The organism is Glaciecola sp. G7-5, assembly GCF_055808975.1.
The window spans coordinates 5102793-5119308 of sequence record NZ_CM147892.1; the positions used below are offsets into that span (position 1 = coordinate 5102793).

Here is a 16516-nt window from a genome sequence, read left to right on the forward strand (position 1 = left end):
ACCTGATTCTATTCGCCCACTTTCAAAGCTAAAAAAGCAAGCAATACCGCCACTACTAAGCTTGCCGCAATCGCCAAAAACGGCTTAGCTTTTGGGTTAGATCTGGGCTTTGCTTGCGTCATGTGTTGATTATTTGAAATACCATATTCAATCCCCGTCCACAGGTCTCGGCTTGGGGTTTTGTGCTTATCAAGCGCCGCTATCTGCTCTTCTATAGATGGTTTGTTATGCTTACTCATCCATCCACTCCTCAATTAAACCTTTTGCCCGATGAAATTGTGCCTTACTAGTGCCTACGGCCATGCCTAGCATGTCGGCGATTTGGTCGTGCCGGTAGCCTTCAATTGCGTGCAGCACAAATACCCATCTTGCTCTTTCAGGTAATTTAGCAATCCACTTTTCTAAATCCGAATGACAAATACTCTCATCGCTCTGTTGTTCGTATGTTGTCGAACTTTCGATGTTCAACATGTTTTGCCACCAGCCTTTTTGTTTACGAATGTATGAGATAGTCACATTTGAAGCGACGCTGTGTAGCCAAGTTGAAAACTGACTATCCCCTTTAAAATTACCTATTTTTTGCCAAAGCTGAATAAACACTTCTTGTGTGGCGTCTTCTGCTTGTGACTTATCGCTGCATAGGCGGCAGCACAGACCATACACTTTAGTAAGGTGCATATGGTACAAAGCTTGAAAGGCTTGTTTGTCTTGAGCTTGCGCCCGAGCAATCAACTGACTCAAAGTCAGCTCTTGTTCGCTTGGCGGGTCAACTAGCTTCAATTTTGATTCCATATTTATTCATTATCCATTGGCTTCCTAATATAAGTCGTTAAATAAAATGCAAAGGTTTACATGCAATTAAAAAATAATGTTTTGCCCACAACGATTTTTCACTTTACCATAGATAATTAGTATAAAAAGGACGGTGTAGCCAGATGAAAAGCCTATCGCAAGTAGAAAATTTGTATGCGGGTAAGCCCCAAGCATTTGGTCCTAGGCAGTCTCCTAGTGGCATCATTAAACAGCCCCATTCAAGGCTGCAAATAAAGTATGATGGTGCCATTGAAGACGAGCAAGGCAATAAAAAACTCCACGGGGGCCCTTATATGGCGCTTCATCAATTTGCTCAGCAAAGTTACGCCATATTAAGTGAGCATTTTCCGCAAGCATCACAAAGCCTATTACCCGGTACAATTGGTGAAAATATTAGTGCGCCTCATATGCATGAAAGTAACGTGTTTATTGGAGATCAGTATCAGATAGGGAGTGCCTTAGTTAAAGTAGTATCGCCGCGAGCACCCTGCGCAAAAATAAATCATCGTTATGGCGTTCCCAAAATGGACTTATGCGTGGCAAAATACGCCATCACTGGGTGGTATTACAGCGTACTGGAGGAAGGCGACATACATGTTGGAGACGACATCCTTTTGCAACACCGCGAAGATTCAGCTATTTCTGTTAAGGACATTTGGGAATTGCGCCAACTTGCTTTGCCAACAAAAGACCCTGTAGCAAAAATGACCTTGGCGACAAAGGCCTTTCAAGAGCCTTCTCTTGCTCCCGAATGGCAAGCTTACATGCACAGAGTAACGTTGAGACTAGCAAAATACATTTAAGCAATAAGTGCCAAGGCTTTAGAGCTTTGTTGGGCAGAATACTGATTCAGCTTTTTGTGTCCAGGAGACCAACCAACTAAAAAGCGTTCAAAATCAGCCCAAGCAAAACAATATAGGTCGCGGCATTCTTGCTCAATTTCATTTAGCGCTAAACTTTTATCATAACTTGTTTGTTTTGATAAGGCATTTTTTAACGCGTCGATATACATATCTAAGTAGCGCTCAGCGTTATGTTGCAAATCATGTTCACCAATACAACTACCTAAGAAGTAAACCAAATCTTTCATTCCACTACCAAAACCGACGTACTGAAAGTCCACTGCCGCCAACTGATTTTTATCAACATGAATACAAAAATTCGCAATTTTCGCATCGCCGTGTACTAGGGTTTGAAATCTAGCTTGATTTAAACGTGCATCGACTAACCTGGCACAGCGTTTTAGTTTCGAATCGGGCATCGCATCCCACTCTTGACGACGTGTTCCTAAGTGCCAGTAGGTACCAATTGGCCATATTTTATCGCTGTCATGCTGCCAGGGAGGTCGTTCAAACGAGCTTGCACAATGCTTGTCTTGCATAAAGCATGCATGAAAATTAGCTAACCAAGAAATGCCTAGACAGACCAGGTTTTCATCGGCACCAAGACTTCTTAGACTAAATCCCGCCGCGTCTAAATCTTGTAACAGCATCCACATATTGTGACTGCCCTGACTCGTTGCATACAAGTCGGGCACTACACAAGTATCGTTTGTAAATTGGGCAAAGTGGCGATAGAAGGCTTGTTCGTTTAGATAGGATGACAGCTTACGTTGATGCGAAGCCTCTGTGTTCCAGCCCCTTGGATGTTCAATTTGTTGCAAAGTTACCACTTTGGCAATGCAGCTAATCAGCGCACTTTTTGCTTCATCACAATTGTCTTGTGTATACCGAGCAATCTCTCCATAGCCACTCCATAGGCTTTGCACGGTCTCTTTTTTACGAAATGCTTGGCCCTTAAAAAAGCGACTAAGCGCACTTTCTAATTCTGCGTTTCTGATAAATCACTCTCTTTACTTTGCAAGGTGCTACTATGGTATTGCAGTGCTTAGCAATATAGTAGTCAATGAAATTAATTCGTTCTCGCAAGCCTAACTTTCGACAAGATTAAATTCAGCATCAATACTTTCGGCCGTCGCAGGGCGGCCTAAAAAGAAGCCTTGCCCGTGGTCAATTTTTAAAGACTTACACATGTCTAAGTGAGCTTGAGTTTCTATCCCTTCCGCAACCACGGTCATTTTTAAACGCTTAAGCATTTCAGCCAAGGCTTCAAATACCGCTTTTCTTTTCTCTTCACTGTGCTCAACAGTAAATAAAGATTTATCTAATTTTACAACACTAATGGGAAAATCTATCAAGTGTGAAATAGATGAATAACCGACGCCAAAATCATCAAGAGAAATAACAAAACCATAATCGGAAAGCGCTTCAATTGATTGCTTAATTGCACTTTGCTGCTCAAATAATGCGGTCTCTGTAATTTCTAATACGATATTGCATGGATTCACCGAGTAAGCTTCAGCTCGGTTAATAATATATTCGGTTACGGAATGATTTTGTAGCTGTACAGGGCTGATATTTATGGCAATAAAACCTTCTTTAGCATGAGTCTTCTGCCAAATTGAGATCTGGGCAATAGCTTTATCAATTACCCAATGTCCAATCGCATGGATATCTGCGTTTTTTTCAGCGATAGGAATAAATTCGTCGGGGACATACTGCTGGTTAATATCCATTTGATCTTCATGGGGCCAGCGAATAAGCGCTTCAAAACCGATATTTTGATTGCTATTTAAATCGATCACTGGCTGAAAATGAATGTTAAAACTATGCGCTAAAATATGCTTTTTCAAGCCCGCTTGAATATCGAATAATCGCTTATGGTCTGCGCTCATGCTTTGATCATATAAGCGCATCACCCCTTTACCATCTCCTTTGGCTTTGTACATGGCAATATCAGCATATTTAATGAGGGTTTCTTTTTCGCTAGCTTGCAGAGGATAAATTGCGGCACCAATACTGGCTCGGCATTCTACCTCTGCACTGCCTAATTTCATGGGTACTTGCAGTGCTTCGTGTATGCGCTTTGCGACTAAACGTACTTGTTGGGTCGATTTTATTCCGTTTAGAATAATCGCAAATTCGTCTCCCCCTAAGCGTGCGAAGCTTTCGTGCCGACGCAATAGCTTTTTGACTCGAGTAGCAAACTCAATCAATAAGCGGTCTCCCGCGTCGTGTCCTAGGGTGTCATTGATGTATTTAAAGTTATCTAGATCCATCACCAACAACGCTATATCGACTTTTGAGCGCCCACCGGGAATGATCAACATATCCATCATTTGATTGAAATGATGGCGATTTGATAAACCCGTTAGGGGGTCTTTTTCCGCAAGATGCTTAACATTTAAGTAATTTTGATGAAGTTGATGCTCTAACTCAAAACGTTTATGCGCATGTACAATGGCGCGATGTAAGTTAAGACGTTGTAACTCGGTTTTTTCAATAAAGTCTTGCGCACCAGATTCGATACACTGAACAGCCAGAGCTTCATTCTCAGACGTACTCATCATGATTATCGCTATACTGCCTAAATCAGGTCGAGATCTAAGTTCTTGTACCATTTCGATACCATTGGCACCTGGCAGTTTATAATCAAGCAAAATAGCATCAAAACTTTGGCTTTGCAGAATACCTAAGCCTTCTTCGACCGAGACCGCTTCTACGATTTTCACATCGGCAGCATTGTGGGCTAGCATCCGTCGGATAATTCGCCGGTCAGCCAAATCATCGTCAACCAATAAAATATGCAACCTTCTTTTCATTTCCATAGATACGTCTCTTTGCATTGAAAAATTAGTTTGTCACTGTTAATCATTCAAGTTATCCAAAACCGCACGCGCAATATTGTGTTGAGGCCAAGTAACAATAAACTTAGTCCCACGGGGTAGATTTGCTTCTACCTTAATATTACCACCATAATGTTCCACAATCTTCTTGACGACACTTAAGCCCATGCCACTGCCTTCTACTTCGTCTCGAGGCCTGAGGGTTTCAAATAATTTAAATATTCGCTCACGGTTTTTTTGTTCGATGCCAGGCCCATTGTCTAATACGCTTATGACGCAGCCACTTTCGTTCACTTTTGCCTTAACCTCTATTTTGGCATTGCCAGAATCGTGATGCTTTATTGCATTAGACACTAAGTTAAGCATGACCACGTTAAAGGCAATTTCTGGTACCTTAATATTTACCGAATCACATTTGAGTGCAAAGCCCATGGGCAGGTCTATGAGGGACAGAAGTTCAACCATAAAGTCGTGCAGATTAATCTCAACGGCCTGTTGGTAGTCTCTACCAATGCGAGAGTAACTTAGCAAATCAGCAAGTAACTTTTCCATTCGTTCAACACGACTTAGTACAATCACAAGATCTTCTTTGCTTTCACTTGGCAAAACACTGTCACAGTCTTCTTTTACCCAAGTAACTAGTCTTTTAATAACATTTAAAGGAGAACGTAAATCGTGTGATGCAACGTAAGCAAAATTGTCTAAGTCGCTGTTAGAGCGTTTTAAATCGTTAATTAAAACCTCTTTTTCAGTAACATCGCGAGATACCGACATCAAATACTTCTTCCCATCCACGCCAATAAAGGATTTTTTGGTGGTAAGTAGTATCTTTTCTTCGCCGTTCGCTAACGTCAGTTTCTCATTGCCCTTGAAAAAACCGGTAGACAAAGCGCTTAAATCTGAATCTATAATTTGAGCGCAGGTTTCAGGATTATAATAATGGGCACTGGTCTTGCCGAGTAGATTATTGCGGACCTTAGTTGGAAAGGTATTAAGCATTGCTGGATTAGCGTAAACCATCTTGTGCGCACTGTCTTTAATACAGATATAGTCTTGATTTAAAGCCGATATCTGTACATGCTGAGAATGTATCGCATGCAATGTAGACGCTTGCTGTTGCTGCCTTAATTCACCCTCTATATTCTGCATTATTAGTGCAGCAAGCTTGCGCTGGTTTTGGGGCAACTTAACTGAAGGGTTGGCTATCACGGGTGTACCTATAATAGCTAAGGCGTCACCATTATTTTGGGTTAACAGCATCGCTAAGATGTGCGTTTTCGCTGGCAATGGGATACTAAGCGATTTGGCATTTAGTACTTTTAAGGTTGACGGATACTCAACTAAAGCTTGAGTAAATTCTGCAAAATGCTGTGCAGTTAGATAAGTATTGTCACCAAAGTAGCTCGTGCTTTGGTTGTTCAATTGATACAAAAATGCACTGTTTGAGTTAACGGCCAGTGCTAACATCTCTAACTGTTTTGCTGCAGCTAGGTGCTTGTCTTGAGGCTCATTCACAGAAGCACTTATTTGTTCTTGTTTAACGCTTGGCTGCATGTCTATTTTATTGTTGGGATGAGGCAAATCACTGCGATTATCCTGCTTAGGTGAAACGCACATTGCGCCCAGCAAGCTAGGGTTGTTCACAGATGTTTTCATTAAAAAACCTTATAAAAATGCACATCCATGATAGTTGCAAAAAGCGTGATGCATGATTTTAAGAAAGGGCATCACGTTACTGCAGGTTAACAAGCTTCACTTTTCCTAAAACTTGTATCGTGTCTTTGTATCGTGTCTTTGTATCGTAATGTATCAGTCAATAGGTAGTTGTCAACAATAAGGGGCTTTGCGCCCCCTATTTGTTTATAATTTGATCACATAAGTCATAATTCTATGTGTTTGAAGTGTAAACATTTAGTTGTTGATTTCAAATAAACCTGCTGCCCCCATGCCGCCACCAACACACATAGTCGCCACAACGTACTTGACGCCACGGCGTTTACCCTCAATCAATGCGTGCGCCACTGTACGCGCGCCTGTCATTCCATAAGGATGACCAATTGAAATAGCACCGCCATTTACATTATAAATATCAGGATCAATGCCTAATTTGTCACGACAATACAGGGCTTGGCATGCGAAGGCTTCATTTAACTCCCACAAACCTATGTCATTGATACTCAAACCGTGAACTTTAAGTAATTTAGGGATGGCATAAATTGGACCAATGCCCATTTCTTCCGGTTCGTTGCCTGCTACCATCATACCGCGGTAGGTGCCCAATATATCAAGGTTTCTTTGCTCAGCTAACGCTCTGTCCATAACCACACAAGCTGAAGCACCATCAGACAATTGACTCGCATTACCTGCAGTAATACAACCACCATCTATCACGGGGTTTAAACCTTGAAGGCTGGCTAATGTCGTTGACGGACGATTGCCTTCGTCTTTACTAAGGGTGACATCTTCAAAACTTATTTCTTTGGTTTCTTTGTTAAAAACACCTTTTGTCGTTGAAATGGGCACGATTTCTTGATCAAAACGGCCAGCTTCTTGCGCTGCGGCTGTGCGCATTTGTGATGAATACGCATATTCGTCTTGAGCGTCGCGTGATATTGCATATTTTTTAGCAACGTGTTCAGCGGTCAATAACATCGGCATGTATGCTTTTGGTGCATGCTTAACTACATTCTCGTCGGCGCTTTGGCTTGCCCACTCAAAATACTTTTGCTGAACTTCTGTGATGTTGTCTTGCCCACCGGCAACCACGATTTTCATACCATCAACCATGATTTGTTTGGCTGCGGTTGCAATAGCCATAACACCCGATGAGCACTGACGGTCAATCGTTTGGCCAGAAACACTATAGGGAAGACCAGCAGCTAAACTTGCTAGACGAGCAATATTGCCCCCAGCGCTGCCTGCATTTAATACCGAACCAATAATGACGTCGTCAATCTCATCCCCTTCCACACCCGCGCGTTGAACGGCATGTTTGATTGCATGCGCGGTCATAGTAGGCGATTTAGTATTATTAAACGCCCCTTTAAATGCACGACCAATTGGCGTACGTGCGGTAGAGACAATTACAGCTTCTTTCATATGAGTACCTTCTAATTTTATTTCCGAGCTAAAACAGGCTTAACCACGAATAGCTACTTAAACTTTGTACCAACATCATAAAGTACGGCGCACCAATGCGTTATTTTTAATATTTATGGTTGATTATTAGCAATTGCTCAGGGCTGTGGGTCTTTTGTCGATAAAGTAAATATAGCCTCGGTGGATTTTTTTGCCTATCGCCGCTGTACATATTAGTTATTTCGCTTGTAATACTAACTCAATGCTTACACGAGAAGATTTACTTTGACCAACATTCTATACTCATATCGCACTACACAAAGACTGTCTGGGACGGCAAGCTTCTTTTGTGTTTTTATCCTCATGCTGCTGACGTCTAATGCTTATTCCCAGAGCACCCCAAATGCCATTCAAAAAATAACCTTGCTTGAAAACAACAAACAAATAACGCTTTTTGCTGACGGGTCGTGCAATATTGATGATGACGAAAAAGTACAACTCAACGAAGCACATAATAATTGGACCAGCATTGTAGAGAGACCGTACATTGAAAGTTTATCAGGGCTTGCGATTCTTGAGGAAATTAAACAACAGGTATTTCGCACCCGCATCATTATGGATATTGACCAGAGCGCTCAAACAGAATTAATCATTCAATCAGATGAGGCAACACAAACAATTACTTTATATTCAGTAGATATGCTGAACCAAACCTATCCGCAAGCAAAACTTCTAGACCGCTTCATGCACATTGTTAAACACGTTCGTCGCGCACATGTGCATTGCCAAGCCTAATCAACTTGCGCTACTTTAGCTTTGACTAGCTTTATCCATAGGCTCGGTGCTTGAGTAATCGCAGCCGCAGTTTTTACAACTTTTGCAAAATTCGTGAGTATATTTCTTTTCTTCTATCTGCTGATGATCGTAATCTAAAAATTGAATACCCAAAGTGTTCTGCTTTTCATACGTGCTGCAACACAACGCTACCTCACCGTCATAATTAATAACCGTTTGATTGAACCTTAACTCACAATCATAATTGCCTGACCGATGTTCTTTAATCTTAGTTAAATATTCTTGTGGGTCTTTTAGTAGCATGTCGAGCACCTGTTTGTCTTGCTCTGCTCGTTGTCCTTGCATTAAGCGCACTAGCTTTTCTATAGGCTGAAAAAAGCTTGTATGGGGTGGTGTTCAAACTCTAATTCTTGACAAATTTCTTTGACCATCTCAACTTCATTAACGTTATGCTTATAAACATGTTGCCCCACCCAAACTCTGAAATTTTTTCGTTGTTTTTCCATTTCATATTTAAGTAAATACATGTTTGCTTTTAATAACTTTAAGTTACCACGAGCGTGAGTCACTGAATAAGTCGCATCGGTAAACCCTGATAAAGAAATTTTAAGTTCATCAGGTTTTGCTTTGACCAGTTCGCTTATTCCGCTAGTTATATTGAGGTTACTTGAAAGGTGTGAGCTGTAGCCTAGTTCCTTTATTTTTTGAATAAACATAGGAAGCCTTGGATGTAATAAGGGTTCGCCCCAATTGAATAACCATATCTGCGGTTTCAAACACGGACTTTCTTTTTGTATTTTGTCTAATATGTCACTAAATAGTTGATAGTCCATCATCCCAATACTGCGATCCCCAAGATGCGTGTTTCCTACCGGGCAACTAGGACATCGCAAATTACATGTACCTGCTATATCGATTGTATATATATAGGTTTCTGCTTCTCTGGGACTATATCTGAGCAAGGTTTTTTCAGACAATGGGTCATATACTTCAGGCTTAAGGTATAAACGGGGGCTACTTCGCTGAAGCATAAACGTTATGCGTGGGTCGTCGGGATAAAACACAATAGCTTGCTGCAGCCAAAACCTCGCTGCCTCCCAATGATTATTATCGAATAACTTTGTTCCGATAATTAGGTAGGTTTTGGCATGTTCTTTCTGATTAAGAATAAAAGCTTTTATGTTGTCTATTAACTGTAAACCAGACTTGAGTAAGCCCTGCTCGATAAAAAGCATTCCCAGATTATAGTTAGCGTAAACATGCATTGGGTCTGAACTTAAAATTTGCCGATAAGATTGTTGTGCTGTTGCCAAATCTCCACTTTGATGAGCCTTAACAGCAACTTGGAGTAATGTTTGCGTATCTTGAATATTTTCACCGATGTTAAGGGGAAGTGTAGGAGTAGGTGTAGACATAAAATAGTTCTTGAATAAAAATTATACAACTATTATTGTTATACACAAAATTACTTTCAAAGTCGTTAATTATTGGCGTCACAACGCAAGATTTTGCAGGGTTTAGGAAATATATTAAAGGAAATAACATGCAGTATTCCAACGCTAAATTTACCAAATCGTCTCTTGCCATTTGCATAGCGATTTCACTTACAAGCGCATCGGCTTTTGCACAAAATGACTGCTTACCAGGCTCTTTTGGGCCACCCGGAGCGGCACTTGCTGATTGTGAGCCAGCACCACTTGGCTTTTATGTGTCTGACGCCGGTGCTACCGAAGCATTTCCAGCAGATCCAGGCAGTTTTGTTGACACTCTAGGGGCAACATCGGCGACCTTGGCACCTGTTGGCCGATTCGTCGCTGAATCGGGACAATCTGCGGCGACAGCTGCACCTGCCGGTACCTTTGTGAGCTCTGTTGGAGCAACAAGCGCCACCTTAGCTCCTTTAGGCACATTCGTGGCTGAATCTGGGCAATCTGCAGCAACCGATGCACCTCCGGGCAGATTTGTGAGCACTGAAGGCGCAACAAGTGCTACCCTAGCGCCAGTAGGCACATTCGTGGCTGAATCTAGGCAATCTGCACCAACCGATGCACCTCCGGGCAGATTTGTGAGCACCGAAGGCGCAACCGCAGCAACCTTAGCCCCTATAGGTAAATTTGTCGCTGAGTCGGGACAATCTAGAGCAACAGATGCACCACCAGGCAGCTTTGTAAACACCGAAGGTGCAACCGCTGCAACACTCGCTCCTGTTGGTAGATTTGTCGCTGAATCAGGACAATCTGCCGCAATTGATGCGTCACCTGGCAGCTTTGTAAACATTGAAGGCGCAACGGCTGCTACCCTAGCGCCCGTAGGCACATTCGTGGCTGAATCTAGGCAATCTGCACCAACCGATGCACCTGCGGGCAGTTTTGTAAGCACTGAAGGCGCGACGGCAGCAAACTTAGCCCCAGTAGGAAAATTTGTCGCTGAATCGGGCCAATCTACCGCAACGGATGCTCCTGCGGGCAGTTTTGTAAATACTGAAGGCGCAACCGCTGCAACCTTGGCCCCTGTAGGCAAATTTGTGGCTGAATCTGGACAATCTGCCGCAACAGAAGCATCTCCCGGCAGCTTTGTAGACGTTGAAGGCGCAACCGCTGCAACGCTCGCTCCTGTTGGAAGTTTCGTTGCCCAATCAGGGCAATCTGCGGCCATTGAAGCTCCGGCTGGAACATATGTACCAGTAAAAGGCGCTGAATCACCTACTGATTGCCCTAGCGATTCAGTCTCTTTTGGTGCAGCCCCCGCTTGTAGAGCAGGCTTATTGTCGGCACTCGACCCTACAACAGTAGGTCCAGAATTTGATAGTAATTATGGCAACAGTGGTAACATTGATTTAGGCCAACTAAATGTAGGTGAAACCAGCACCATTGCATTCACCGTTACAAACATTAGTGATGACTTAGGTGGTTTTAATCCATTAACTGCGCTAACTCTAAAAGATGTAAGTTTTACAGGTACTGACGCAAGCTTGTTTAGTACAAGTGGTTTTGTATCTGAGGAGGTGCTTGCAGAACTCGCTTCGTCTACTTTTAATATTCAGCTTGTGTCAAATCTAGTGCAGTTTATTGATGCTCAACTCGTTATTCAAACTGACCAACTCGCCACTTTTGGTGGCATAGGACAGCGGTTTATATTTGATCTCAGTGGACGAGTTGTACAAACAAACAATGTTAGTGCTCCTGCTTCATTGGCTATATTTTTTGCAGGCTTAGGTGCAATCTTTTGGCGCCGACAGCAAAAAAATGAATAGTTAAACTTAGGCAAGACGAGTGCAGATGTCGAATATCGCCTTGGCTTGCCTTTTTGGCTGCATTAATTCTGACGCTAACATCCTAGCTCTAATCGACCTTTGAAAATTTGAGGGTCCCTTGCGGTTTTCACAAATTGATTGAACAGCTTGAATGTATTGCTCAGGGCTTTGTGCACAAAAATCGCTTAAACCCAATAAGCTTAGTATCGCAAAGGTCTGTCTACTTACAGGTCTTTCGCCATACAAACTTACTACCGGTTTCCCCATCCATAAAGCTTCGCACGATGAAAGTGCACCAGAAAACGGAAAAGGGTCAAGCGCAATATCAATATCATTGTATTGCGCCAACATTTCTTTGTGCGGGCTCGCAGCCCTAAACTCTATTCTTCGCGCAGCAATACCATAATGTGCAAATTGACTTAAAATATGCTGTTGGCAACTCAGGTCTTGAAGCGATTTCCACTTTAATACTAAACGACTATTTGCTACACGTTTAAGAATTGTCGCCCATGTTTCAATAACACATGCATTTAATTTAGCGATGTTATTGAAACAGCCAAATACCCATTCGTCGTTAGTATTTTTCTCTTTGTAGTTAATATCAGGGCTATAATCTGGTGGGCTGTAAACAAACTGCGATGCATTATGAAGCAGCAATTTCTCAGTGAAAAAGGCTTGAGAATGCAGCTCGACTTGGCGCTTCGACATCAATACATAGTCGATTTCTTTTACCCCCGTGGATGCAAAATACCCTAACCACGTTATTTGTAGCGGGCAAGGTTTAAGTGCAAATACTCCTAAGCGATTGCCTGAGGTATGCCCAGACATATCAAACAATACGTCTATTTCTCTTGCTTTAATCAATTCACTAACTTCACTATCACTTTTGCAAAGTATCGACTCACAATGGTTTGCATGCGATTCAATCTCCAAAGTAATATCATCAACGCGATCTTGATTTTTAAACAGCGTAATAACAACATTTAAACGGCTAAGTTCTGCAATCACTGATTTGAAAAAAAGCCAATAGGATGACTGTAAAAATCTGCTGAAACAAAACCAAGGTTTAAGACTCCACGCTTTTGTGTTTGTGAGCGTTTAATGATTGCTTGTCCCGTTTCGTTTTTTGGCTTTTGATGCACGAACTGATAGCGATTGGCGTAGTGCAAATTTTCTGCACTACTTATTGAGGCTAAGTACTGTAAGTTCATCAATAGATTGCTAAGTAAATAAGCTTTTTGTGGATGAATTCTATTCGCAAGGGTAAATATTTCATGTGCGCTTTGTGCATCGCCTACTTGCTGATAAGCCAAAGCTAAATTATTCAAGCCTTTGTCGTAATTAGGGTTTAATCTAATACACTCAAGGCCATATTTTATGGCATCAGCCATCTTTCCTTGTTTTAAACAGCAGAGGTTTAACGCGGACCAAGCATCAGCGGAATATGGGTTTATCTCAGTTGCATTTCGGTATTCGTTAAATGCCTCCTCATAATGGTTTTGAGCGAGTAATGCGTTACCGTAATTAACTCTTGAACCATCGTTATTAGGGTTAATAGCAATAGATGCTTTAGCAGCGGTTAATGCTTTGCCGATATCAGTAGAGGTGTAATACAAGAAACTCAAATTGGATAGCGCCTGGAAATCGTCAGGGCAAGCTAAGACATGGCGTTCAAGTGCTGATATAGCACCTACGATGTCATTTTGGTTGTATAGCACCGTTGCTGCTTCAAGTAGGTTTAGATTTGTCATCAAACTCATCTTTTTTTGTTTGGCAGTTACACAGCTAAAAGCATACTTAACGCACTGATGATTATTGTTTAGCGGCCAATAGCCAAAGCTTAAGCGAAAACTTAGTCAGCCTACTTATATTTTGGACACGAGAATGTAACGTGTCAAAATCAAGAGCATTGTGGCATATCACAAAGCTGCTTTGATACTTGTTTACGTAGTAATCACAAAAAAAACGACTATTGTTGCCAATAGCCGTTTTCAATATATTTTCGCTTAATGCTAAGCGTTTATACTTTTAGGTATAAATTATGCTTCAGCAATAATTACTAACTTAACGTTAGCCATTATTTCAGCATGTACTTGAATGTCGATTTCAAACTCACCAAGCTCGCGTAAAGTACCTTCTGGTAATTTAACTTCTGCTTTAGTGACTTCAACGCCAGCATCGCTAATTGCTTTTGCAATATCACGTGTGCCAACAGAACCGAAAAGTTTACCTTCGTCGCCAGCTGGCGCCGCGATAGTAACGTTTTCAAGTGCGTTAAGTTTGTCAGCACGTGCTTGCGCTGCAGTTAACTTGTCAGCACTAGCTGCTTCAAGCTCTGCTCTGCGTGCTTCAAATTTTTCTACGTTAACTTTGGTTGCAGGAACTGCTTTTCCTTGTGGGAATAAGTAGTTACGTGCGTAACCAGATTTAACTGTGACTTGGTCACCTAAACCACCTAAATTGGCGATTTTGTCTAGTAGAATGATATTCATTTGCTACCTCTTTAAATTGCCAATAATTACTTGTGAGAATCGGTGTACGGAAGCAACGCTAAAAAGCGCGCACGCTTTATGGCTGTTGACAACTGACGCTGATATTTCGCACTAGTTCCGGTGATGCGGCTTGGTACAATCTTGCCACTCTCAGTGATGTAGTTTCTTAACAAAGCAATGTCTTTATAATCAATCTGACTTATGCCTTCAGCTGAAAAACGACAAAATTTACGACGTCTAAAAAATCTAGCCATTATTCGTCTCCTTTCTCTTCAGTAGGGGCTTCAGTTGACTCTGCTTTAGCAGGGCTTTCTTGTGCTGGCGCTTCAGTGCGAGCTGGTCTTTCTTTACGCTCTTCACGACGCTCTTCTTTTGCCATTGGCGATTGCTCAGTTTCTGCGCCTTTGGTGCGCATAACTAAGTTACGAAGAATGATGTCGTTAAAACGGAAGATTGTTTCTAACTCTTCAACGGCTTCAGAAGTCGCTTCAGCATTGATTAGAACATAATGAGCTTTGTGTAGTTTTTCGATTGGGTATGCCAATTGACGGCGACCCCAGTCTTCTAAACGGTGGATAGTTCCGCCGTCAGTTTCCAAAATACCTTTGTATTTTTCTATCATACCAGGTACTTGTTCACTCTGATCGGGGTGAACCATAAATACGATTTCGTAATGACGCATTACTGCTCCCTACGGTTGTAGTCTCGGATAGTGCAGCTGTCTATCATAAAGACAAGGAGTTTAGGTGTTAGCTGCAAGGGCGCGTATACTACAGAAACAAAGCGCCGGTGACAAGTAAAAACTGCAGTATTTTTATGCAAGATGGGGCGCTATACATTCTAAAGAGCGACGACTTACTTTTCTGCAACCCACAGTATGCCAACATCCACTTGATTGACTTCAACCAACATACCTTTAGCAAGATCACCTTGGCTTTCTAGACGCCATTTTATTCCCGAAAATTCATATACTGGTTTATTGCTACTAGGTGCAGCAGCAATGATATCCTCAGGTAAAACAAAAGTATGTCCAATTAGATCGCTACTGGGGCGAGTGTTATCTACTTTCTTTTGCATCCTCGACAGTGGTTTATAAAGTAAGGCCGCAAACAGTGCTGTTAAGACCGAGACAGAAATTAAACTGTATAAAAAGCTCTCTGGGACTAAGCCTATCCACATTAATAGTGCGGTCACAATGGCGGCTAACCCAGCAAAAAACAAAAAGAAGGTACTAAAGCCCAAAACGACTATTTCGATAATCAGCAGGACAACACCAACAATTAATACGCTTTCAATAATATTGTTTGCAAACCAATTCATGAGCCCGCCCTCTATTTTTTACTTAGTGCATTAATAATACTTGTGGCTTGGGCAACGACTGACGCGGCTTCGGTACTGGAGTCAGGTAACAATACTACAGATGATTCTTTAGCGATGGCTTGTTTGGCCGCAATTGCTTTGGTCGCAAGGTCGAGTTGAATAGCTTTTTGACCCGCTTCTGTATTTGCTTCTAGGCCCACTTTATTAATCGCTTCAGCCTGCGCTGTGGCTACGGCAATAATTGCCTGCGCCTCACCCTCTGCAAGTAAAATTTGTTCAGATTTATCACCTTCAGCAGCCAATACCACTGCAGCCTTCTCGCCTTCAGCTCTGTTGATAGCCGCTTGCCTGTCACCTTCAGATTCTAAAATTTGCGCGCGCTTGACACGTTCAGCTTTCATCTGCGCTTCCATCGCTTCCATGATGGAAGGTGGCGGAATAATATCTTTTATCTCATAGCGCATAACCTGAATGCCCCACGGTCCCGCAGCTTGATTTATCGCGGCAACAATATTGGTGTTTAAAATATCGCGCTCTTCAAATGTTTTATCAAGTTCCATTTTACCAAGCTCTGAACGCATCGTCGTTTGCGCTAACTGAGTAACCGCAAACACGTAATCTTCAACCCCGTAGGTTGCTTTGTAAGGGTCTAATACACGGAAATACAATACACCATCGACCATGAGTGAAATGTTATCGCGCGTGATAGCACTTTGCTCTGGAACATCCACCGCCTGCTCTTTTAAAGAACGATCTGCAGCAACACGGTCAATAAAGGGCATAATAAAGTTTAATCCAGCCTCTTTAGTAGATTGAAACTTACCAAATCGCTCAATCACAAATGCTCTGTTTTGAGGAACAAATTTAATACTACTTTTCAGTAATACTAGTACAAGAATTATAATCGCCACTTCGACGGTCAAAACGTAGTCGAACAATATGTCCATGGTGCATTTCCTTTTATACGCAGTGCGTAAGTATATCCAAGCCGTGGTCAATCCAATATTGATACAACTTAGGTACTGGTCTTACTATATGAGGGCATTGGTCTATTTTGCAATTGTTGATTGCAACAACGCA

At 42.0% G+C, this 16516-nt stretch carries 18 protein-coding genes; 3 read left to right on the forward strand and 15 right to left on the reverse strand.

Annotated elements, in window-relative coordinates; genetic code table 11:
• Nucleotides 1-8: 8 nt before the first annotated feature.
• Complete coding sequence (locus AC0L6H_RS22410) at nt 9-239, reverse strand: hypothetical protein (RefSeq protein ID WP_473391687.1); 231 nt, start codon at nt 237-239, stop codon at nt 9-11.
• Nucleotides 232-792: an RNA polymerase sigma factor gene (locus AC0L6H_RS22415; protein WP_473391688.1), complete on the reverse strand. Its 561-nt coding sequence runs from the start codon at nt 790-792 to the stop codon at nt 232-234. The genes AC0L6H_RS22410 and AC0L6H_RS22415 overlap by 8 nt, the downstream gene beginning before the upstream one ends.
• A gap of 143 nt (nt 793-935) precedes the next feature.
• Here AC0L6H_RS22415 and AC0L6H_RS22420 point away from each other — a divergent pair, with 143 nt between their 5' ends.
• Nucleotides 936-1616 carry an MOSC domain-containing protein gene (locus AC0L6H_RS22420; protein ID WP_473391690.1) on the forward strand — a complete coding sequence of 227 codons (681 nt, stop codon included), beginning with the start codon at nt 936-938 and terminating at the stop codon, nt 1614-1616.
• On the opposite strand, the gene AC0L6H_RS22425 is transcribed toward AC0L6H_RS22420, so the two are convergent.
• The 4 genes from AC0L6H_RS22425 to AC0L6H_RS22440 form a co-directional block, all read right to left on the reverse strand.
• The gene (locus AC0L6H_RS22425; RefSeq protein ID WP_473391692.1) at nt 1613-2581 is read right to left on the reverse strand and encodes a phosphotransferase; all 969 of its coding nucleotides are present in this window, start codon (nt 2579-2581) and stop codon (nt 1613-1615) included. The two genes, AC0L6H_RS22420 and AC0L6H_RS22425, sit on opposite strands and share 4 nt — an antisense overlap.
• 162 nt (nt 2582-2743) lie before the next feature.
• Entirely contained in the window at nt 2744-4480 is a 1737-nt protein-coding gene (locus tag AC0L6H_RS22430) for a putative bifunctional diguanylate cyclase/phosphodiesterase (protein ID WP_473391694.1), read from the reverse strand.
• 39 nt (nt 4481-4519) lie between these two features.
• Entirely contained in the window at nt 4520-6154 is a 1635-nt protein-coding gene (locus tag AC0L6H_RS22435) for a PAS domain-containing sensor histidine kinase (protein ID WP_473391697.1), read from the reverse strand.
• A gap of 255 nt (nt 6155-6409) precedes the next feature.
• Entirely contained in the window at nt 6410-7597 is a 1188-nt protein-coding gene (locus AC0L6H_RS22440) for an acetyl-CoA C-acyltransferase (RefSeq protein WP_473391699.1), read from the reverse strand.
• A 264-nt stretch (nt 7598-7861) separates the two neighbouring features.
• On the opposite strand from AC0L6H_RS22440, the gene AC0L6H_RS22445 reads away from it, so the two are divergent.
• Nucleotides 7862-8371, forward strand: a complete 510-nt coding sequence (locus tag AC0L6H_RS22445; RefSeq protein ID WP_473391701.1) for a hypothetical protein — start codon at nt 7862-7864, stop codon at nt 8369-8371.
• A 15-nt stretch (nt 8372-8386) separates the two neighbouring features.
• Here AC0L6H_RS22445 and AC0L6H_RS22450 read toward each other — a convergent pair whose 3' ends face one another.
• Together AC0L6H_RS22450 and AC0L6H_RS22455 are read right to left on the reverse strand one after the other, a co-directional pair.
• The gene (locus AC0L6H_RS22450; protein WP_473391702.1) at nt 8387-8725 is read right to left on the reverse strand and encodes a hypothetical protein; all 339 of its coding nucleotides are present in this window, start codon (nt 8723-8725) and stop codon (nt 8387-8389) included.
• 8 nt (nt 8726-8733) lie between these two features.
• Nucleotides 8734-9786, reverse strand: coding sequence for a hypothetical protein (locus tag AC0L6H_RS22455; RefSeq protein ID WP_473391704.1), 1053 nt, complete (start codon nt 9784-9786; stop codon nt 8734-8736).
• Nucleotides 9787-9914: 128 nt separating this feature from the next.
• Between AC0L6H_RS22455 and AC0L6H_RS22460 the strand changes: the two genes are divergently transcribed.
• Entirely contained in the window at nt 9915-11624 is a 1710-nt protein-coding gene (locus AC0L6H_RS22460; RefSeq protein WP_473391705.1) for a DNA polymerase III subunit gamma/tau domain-containing protein, read from the forward strand.
• A 6-nt stretch (nt 11625-11630) separates the two neighbouring features.
• On the opposite strand, the gene AC0L6H_RS22465 is transcribed toward AC0L6H_RS22460, so the two are convergent.
• From AC0L6H_RS22465 to AC0L6H_RS22495, 7 genes are all read right to left on the reverse strand, one after another.
• Nucleotides 11631-12632 (reverse strand): O-linked N-acetylglucosamine transferase, SPINDLY family protein, encoded by a 1002-nt coding sequence (locus AC0L6H_RS22465; RefSeq protein ID WP_473391707.1) that lies wholly within the window; start codon nt 12630-12632, stop codon nt 11631-11633.
• Complete coding sequence (locus tag AC0L6H_RS22470; protein WP_473391708.1) at nt 12629-13375, reverse strand: tetratricopeptide repeat protein; 747 nt, start codon at nt 13373-13375, stop codon at nt 12629-12631. The genes AC0L6H_RS22465 and AC0L6H_RS22470 overlap by 4 nt, the downstream gene beginning before the upstream one ends.
• Nucleotides 13376-13663: 288 nt before the next feature.
• On the reverse strand, nt 13664-14116 hold the full coding sequence (rplI, locus tag AC0L6H_RS22475) for a 50S ribosomal protein L9 (protein ID WP_473391709.1): 453 nt from the start codon (nt 14114-14116) through the stop codon (nt 13664-13666).
• A gap of 26 nt (nt 14117-14142) precedes the next feature.
• Nucleotides 14143-14370, reverse strand: coding sequence for a 30S ribosomal protein S18 (gene rpsR / locus AC0L6H_RS22480; RefSeq protein WP_473391711.1), 228 nt, complete (start codon nt 14368-14370; stop codon nt 14143-14145).
• A complete protein-coding gene (gene rpsF, locus AC0L6H_RS22485; protein WP_473391712.1) occupies nt 14370-14798 on the reverse strand; it encodes a 30S ribosomal protein S6 in 429 nt (142 codons plus the stop codon). Before rpsF ends, rpsR begins: the two co-directional genes overlap by 1 nt.
• 173 nt (nt 14799-14971) lie before the next feature.
• Nucleotides 14972-15436 (reverse strand): NfeD family protein, encoded by a 465-nt coding sequence (locus tag AC0L6H_RS22490; protein WP_473391713.1) that lies wholly within the window; start codon nt 15434-15436, stop codon nt 14972-14974.
• 11 nt (nt 15437-15447) lie between these two features.
• Nucleotides 15448-16383 (reverse strand): SPFH domain-containing protein, encoded by a 936-nt coding sequence (locus AC0L6H_RS22495; RefSeq protein WP_473391715.1) that lies wholly within the window; start codon nt 16381-16383, stop codon nt 15448-15450.
• Nucleotides 16384-16516: the final 133 nt, after the last annotated feature.

What these genes read in the sequence shown, in the direction of transcription:
- AC0L6H_RS22495 (WP_473391715.1), bottom strand. Translation starts at nt 16,383, where the DNA reads ATGGACATATTGTTCGACTACGTTTTGACCGTCGAAGTGGCGATTATA.
- AC0L6H_RS22470 (WP_473391708.1), bottom strand. Translation starts at nt 13,375, where the DNA reads ATGACAAATCTAAACCTACTTGAAGCAGCAACGGTGCTATACAACCAA.
- AC0L6H_RS22435 (WP_473391697.1), bottom strand. Translation starts at nt 6,154, where the DNA reads ATGAAAACATCTGTGAACAACCCTAGCTTGCTGGGCGCAATGTGCGTT.
- AC0L6H_RS22415 (WP_473391688.1), bottom strand. Translation starts at nt 792, where the DNA reads ATGGAATCAAAATTGAAGCTAGTTGACCCGCCAAGCGAACAAGAGCTG.
- AC0L6H_RS22420 (WP_473391690.1), top strand. Translation starts at nt 936, where the DNA reads ATGAAAAGCCTATCGCAAGTAGAAAATTTGTATGCGGGTAAGCCCCAA.
- rplI (WP_473391709.1), bottom strand. Translation starts at nt 14,116, where the DNA reads ATGAATATCATTCTACTAGACAAAATCGCCAATTTAGGTGGTTTAGGT.
- AC0L6H_RS22490 (WP_473391713.1), bottom strand. Translation starts at nt 15,436, where the DNA reads ATGAATTGGTTTGCAAACAATATTATTGAAAGCGTATTAATTGTTGGT.
- AC0L6H_RS22410 (WP_473391687.1), bottom strand. Translation starts at nt 239, where the DNA reads ATGAGTAAGCATAACAAACCATCTATAGAAGAGCAGATAGCGGCGCTT.
- rpsR (WP_473391711.1), bottom strand. Translation starts at nt 14,370, where the DNA reads ATGGCTAGATTTTTTAGACGTCGTAAATTTTGTCGTTTTTCAGCTGAA.
- AC0L6H_RS22455 (WP_473391704.1), bottom strand. Translation starts at nt 9,786, where the DNA reads ATGTCTACACCTACTCCTACACTTCCCCTTAACATCGGTGAAAATATT.
- AC0L6H_RS22440 (WP_473391699.1), bottom strand. Translation starts at nt 7,597, where the DNA reads ATGAAAGAAGCTGTAATTGTCTCTACCGCACGTACGCCAATTGGTCGT.
- AC0L6H_RS22460 (WP_473391705.1), top strand. Translation starts at nt 9,915, where the DNA reads ATGCAGTATTCCAACGCTAAATTTACCAAATCGTCTCTTGCCATTTGC.
- AC0L6H_RS22430 (WP_473391694.1), bottom strand. Translation starts at nt 4,480, where the DNA reads ATGGAAATGAAAAGAAGGTTGCATATTTTATTGGTTGACGATGATTTG.
- rpsF (WP_473391712.1), bottom strand. Translation starts at nt 14,798, where the DNA reads ATGCGTCATTACGAAATCGTATTTATGGTTCACCCCGATCAGAGTGAA.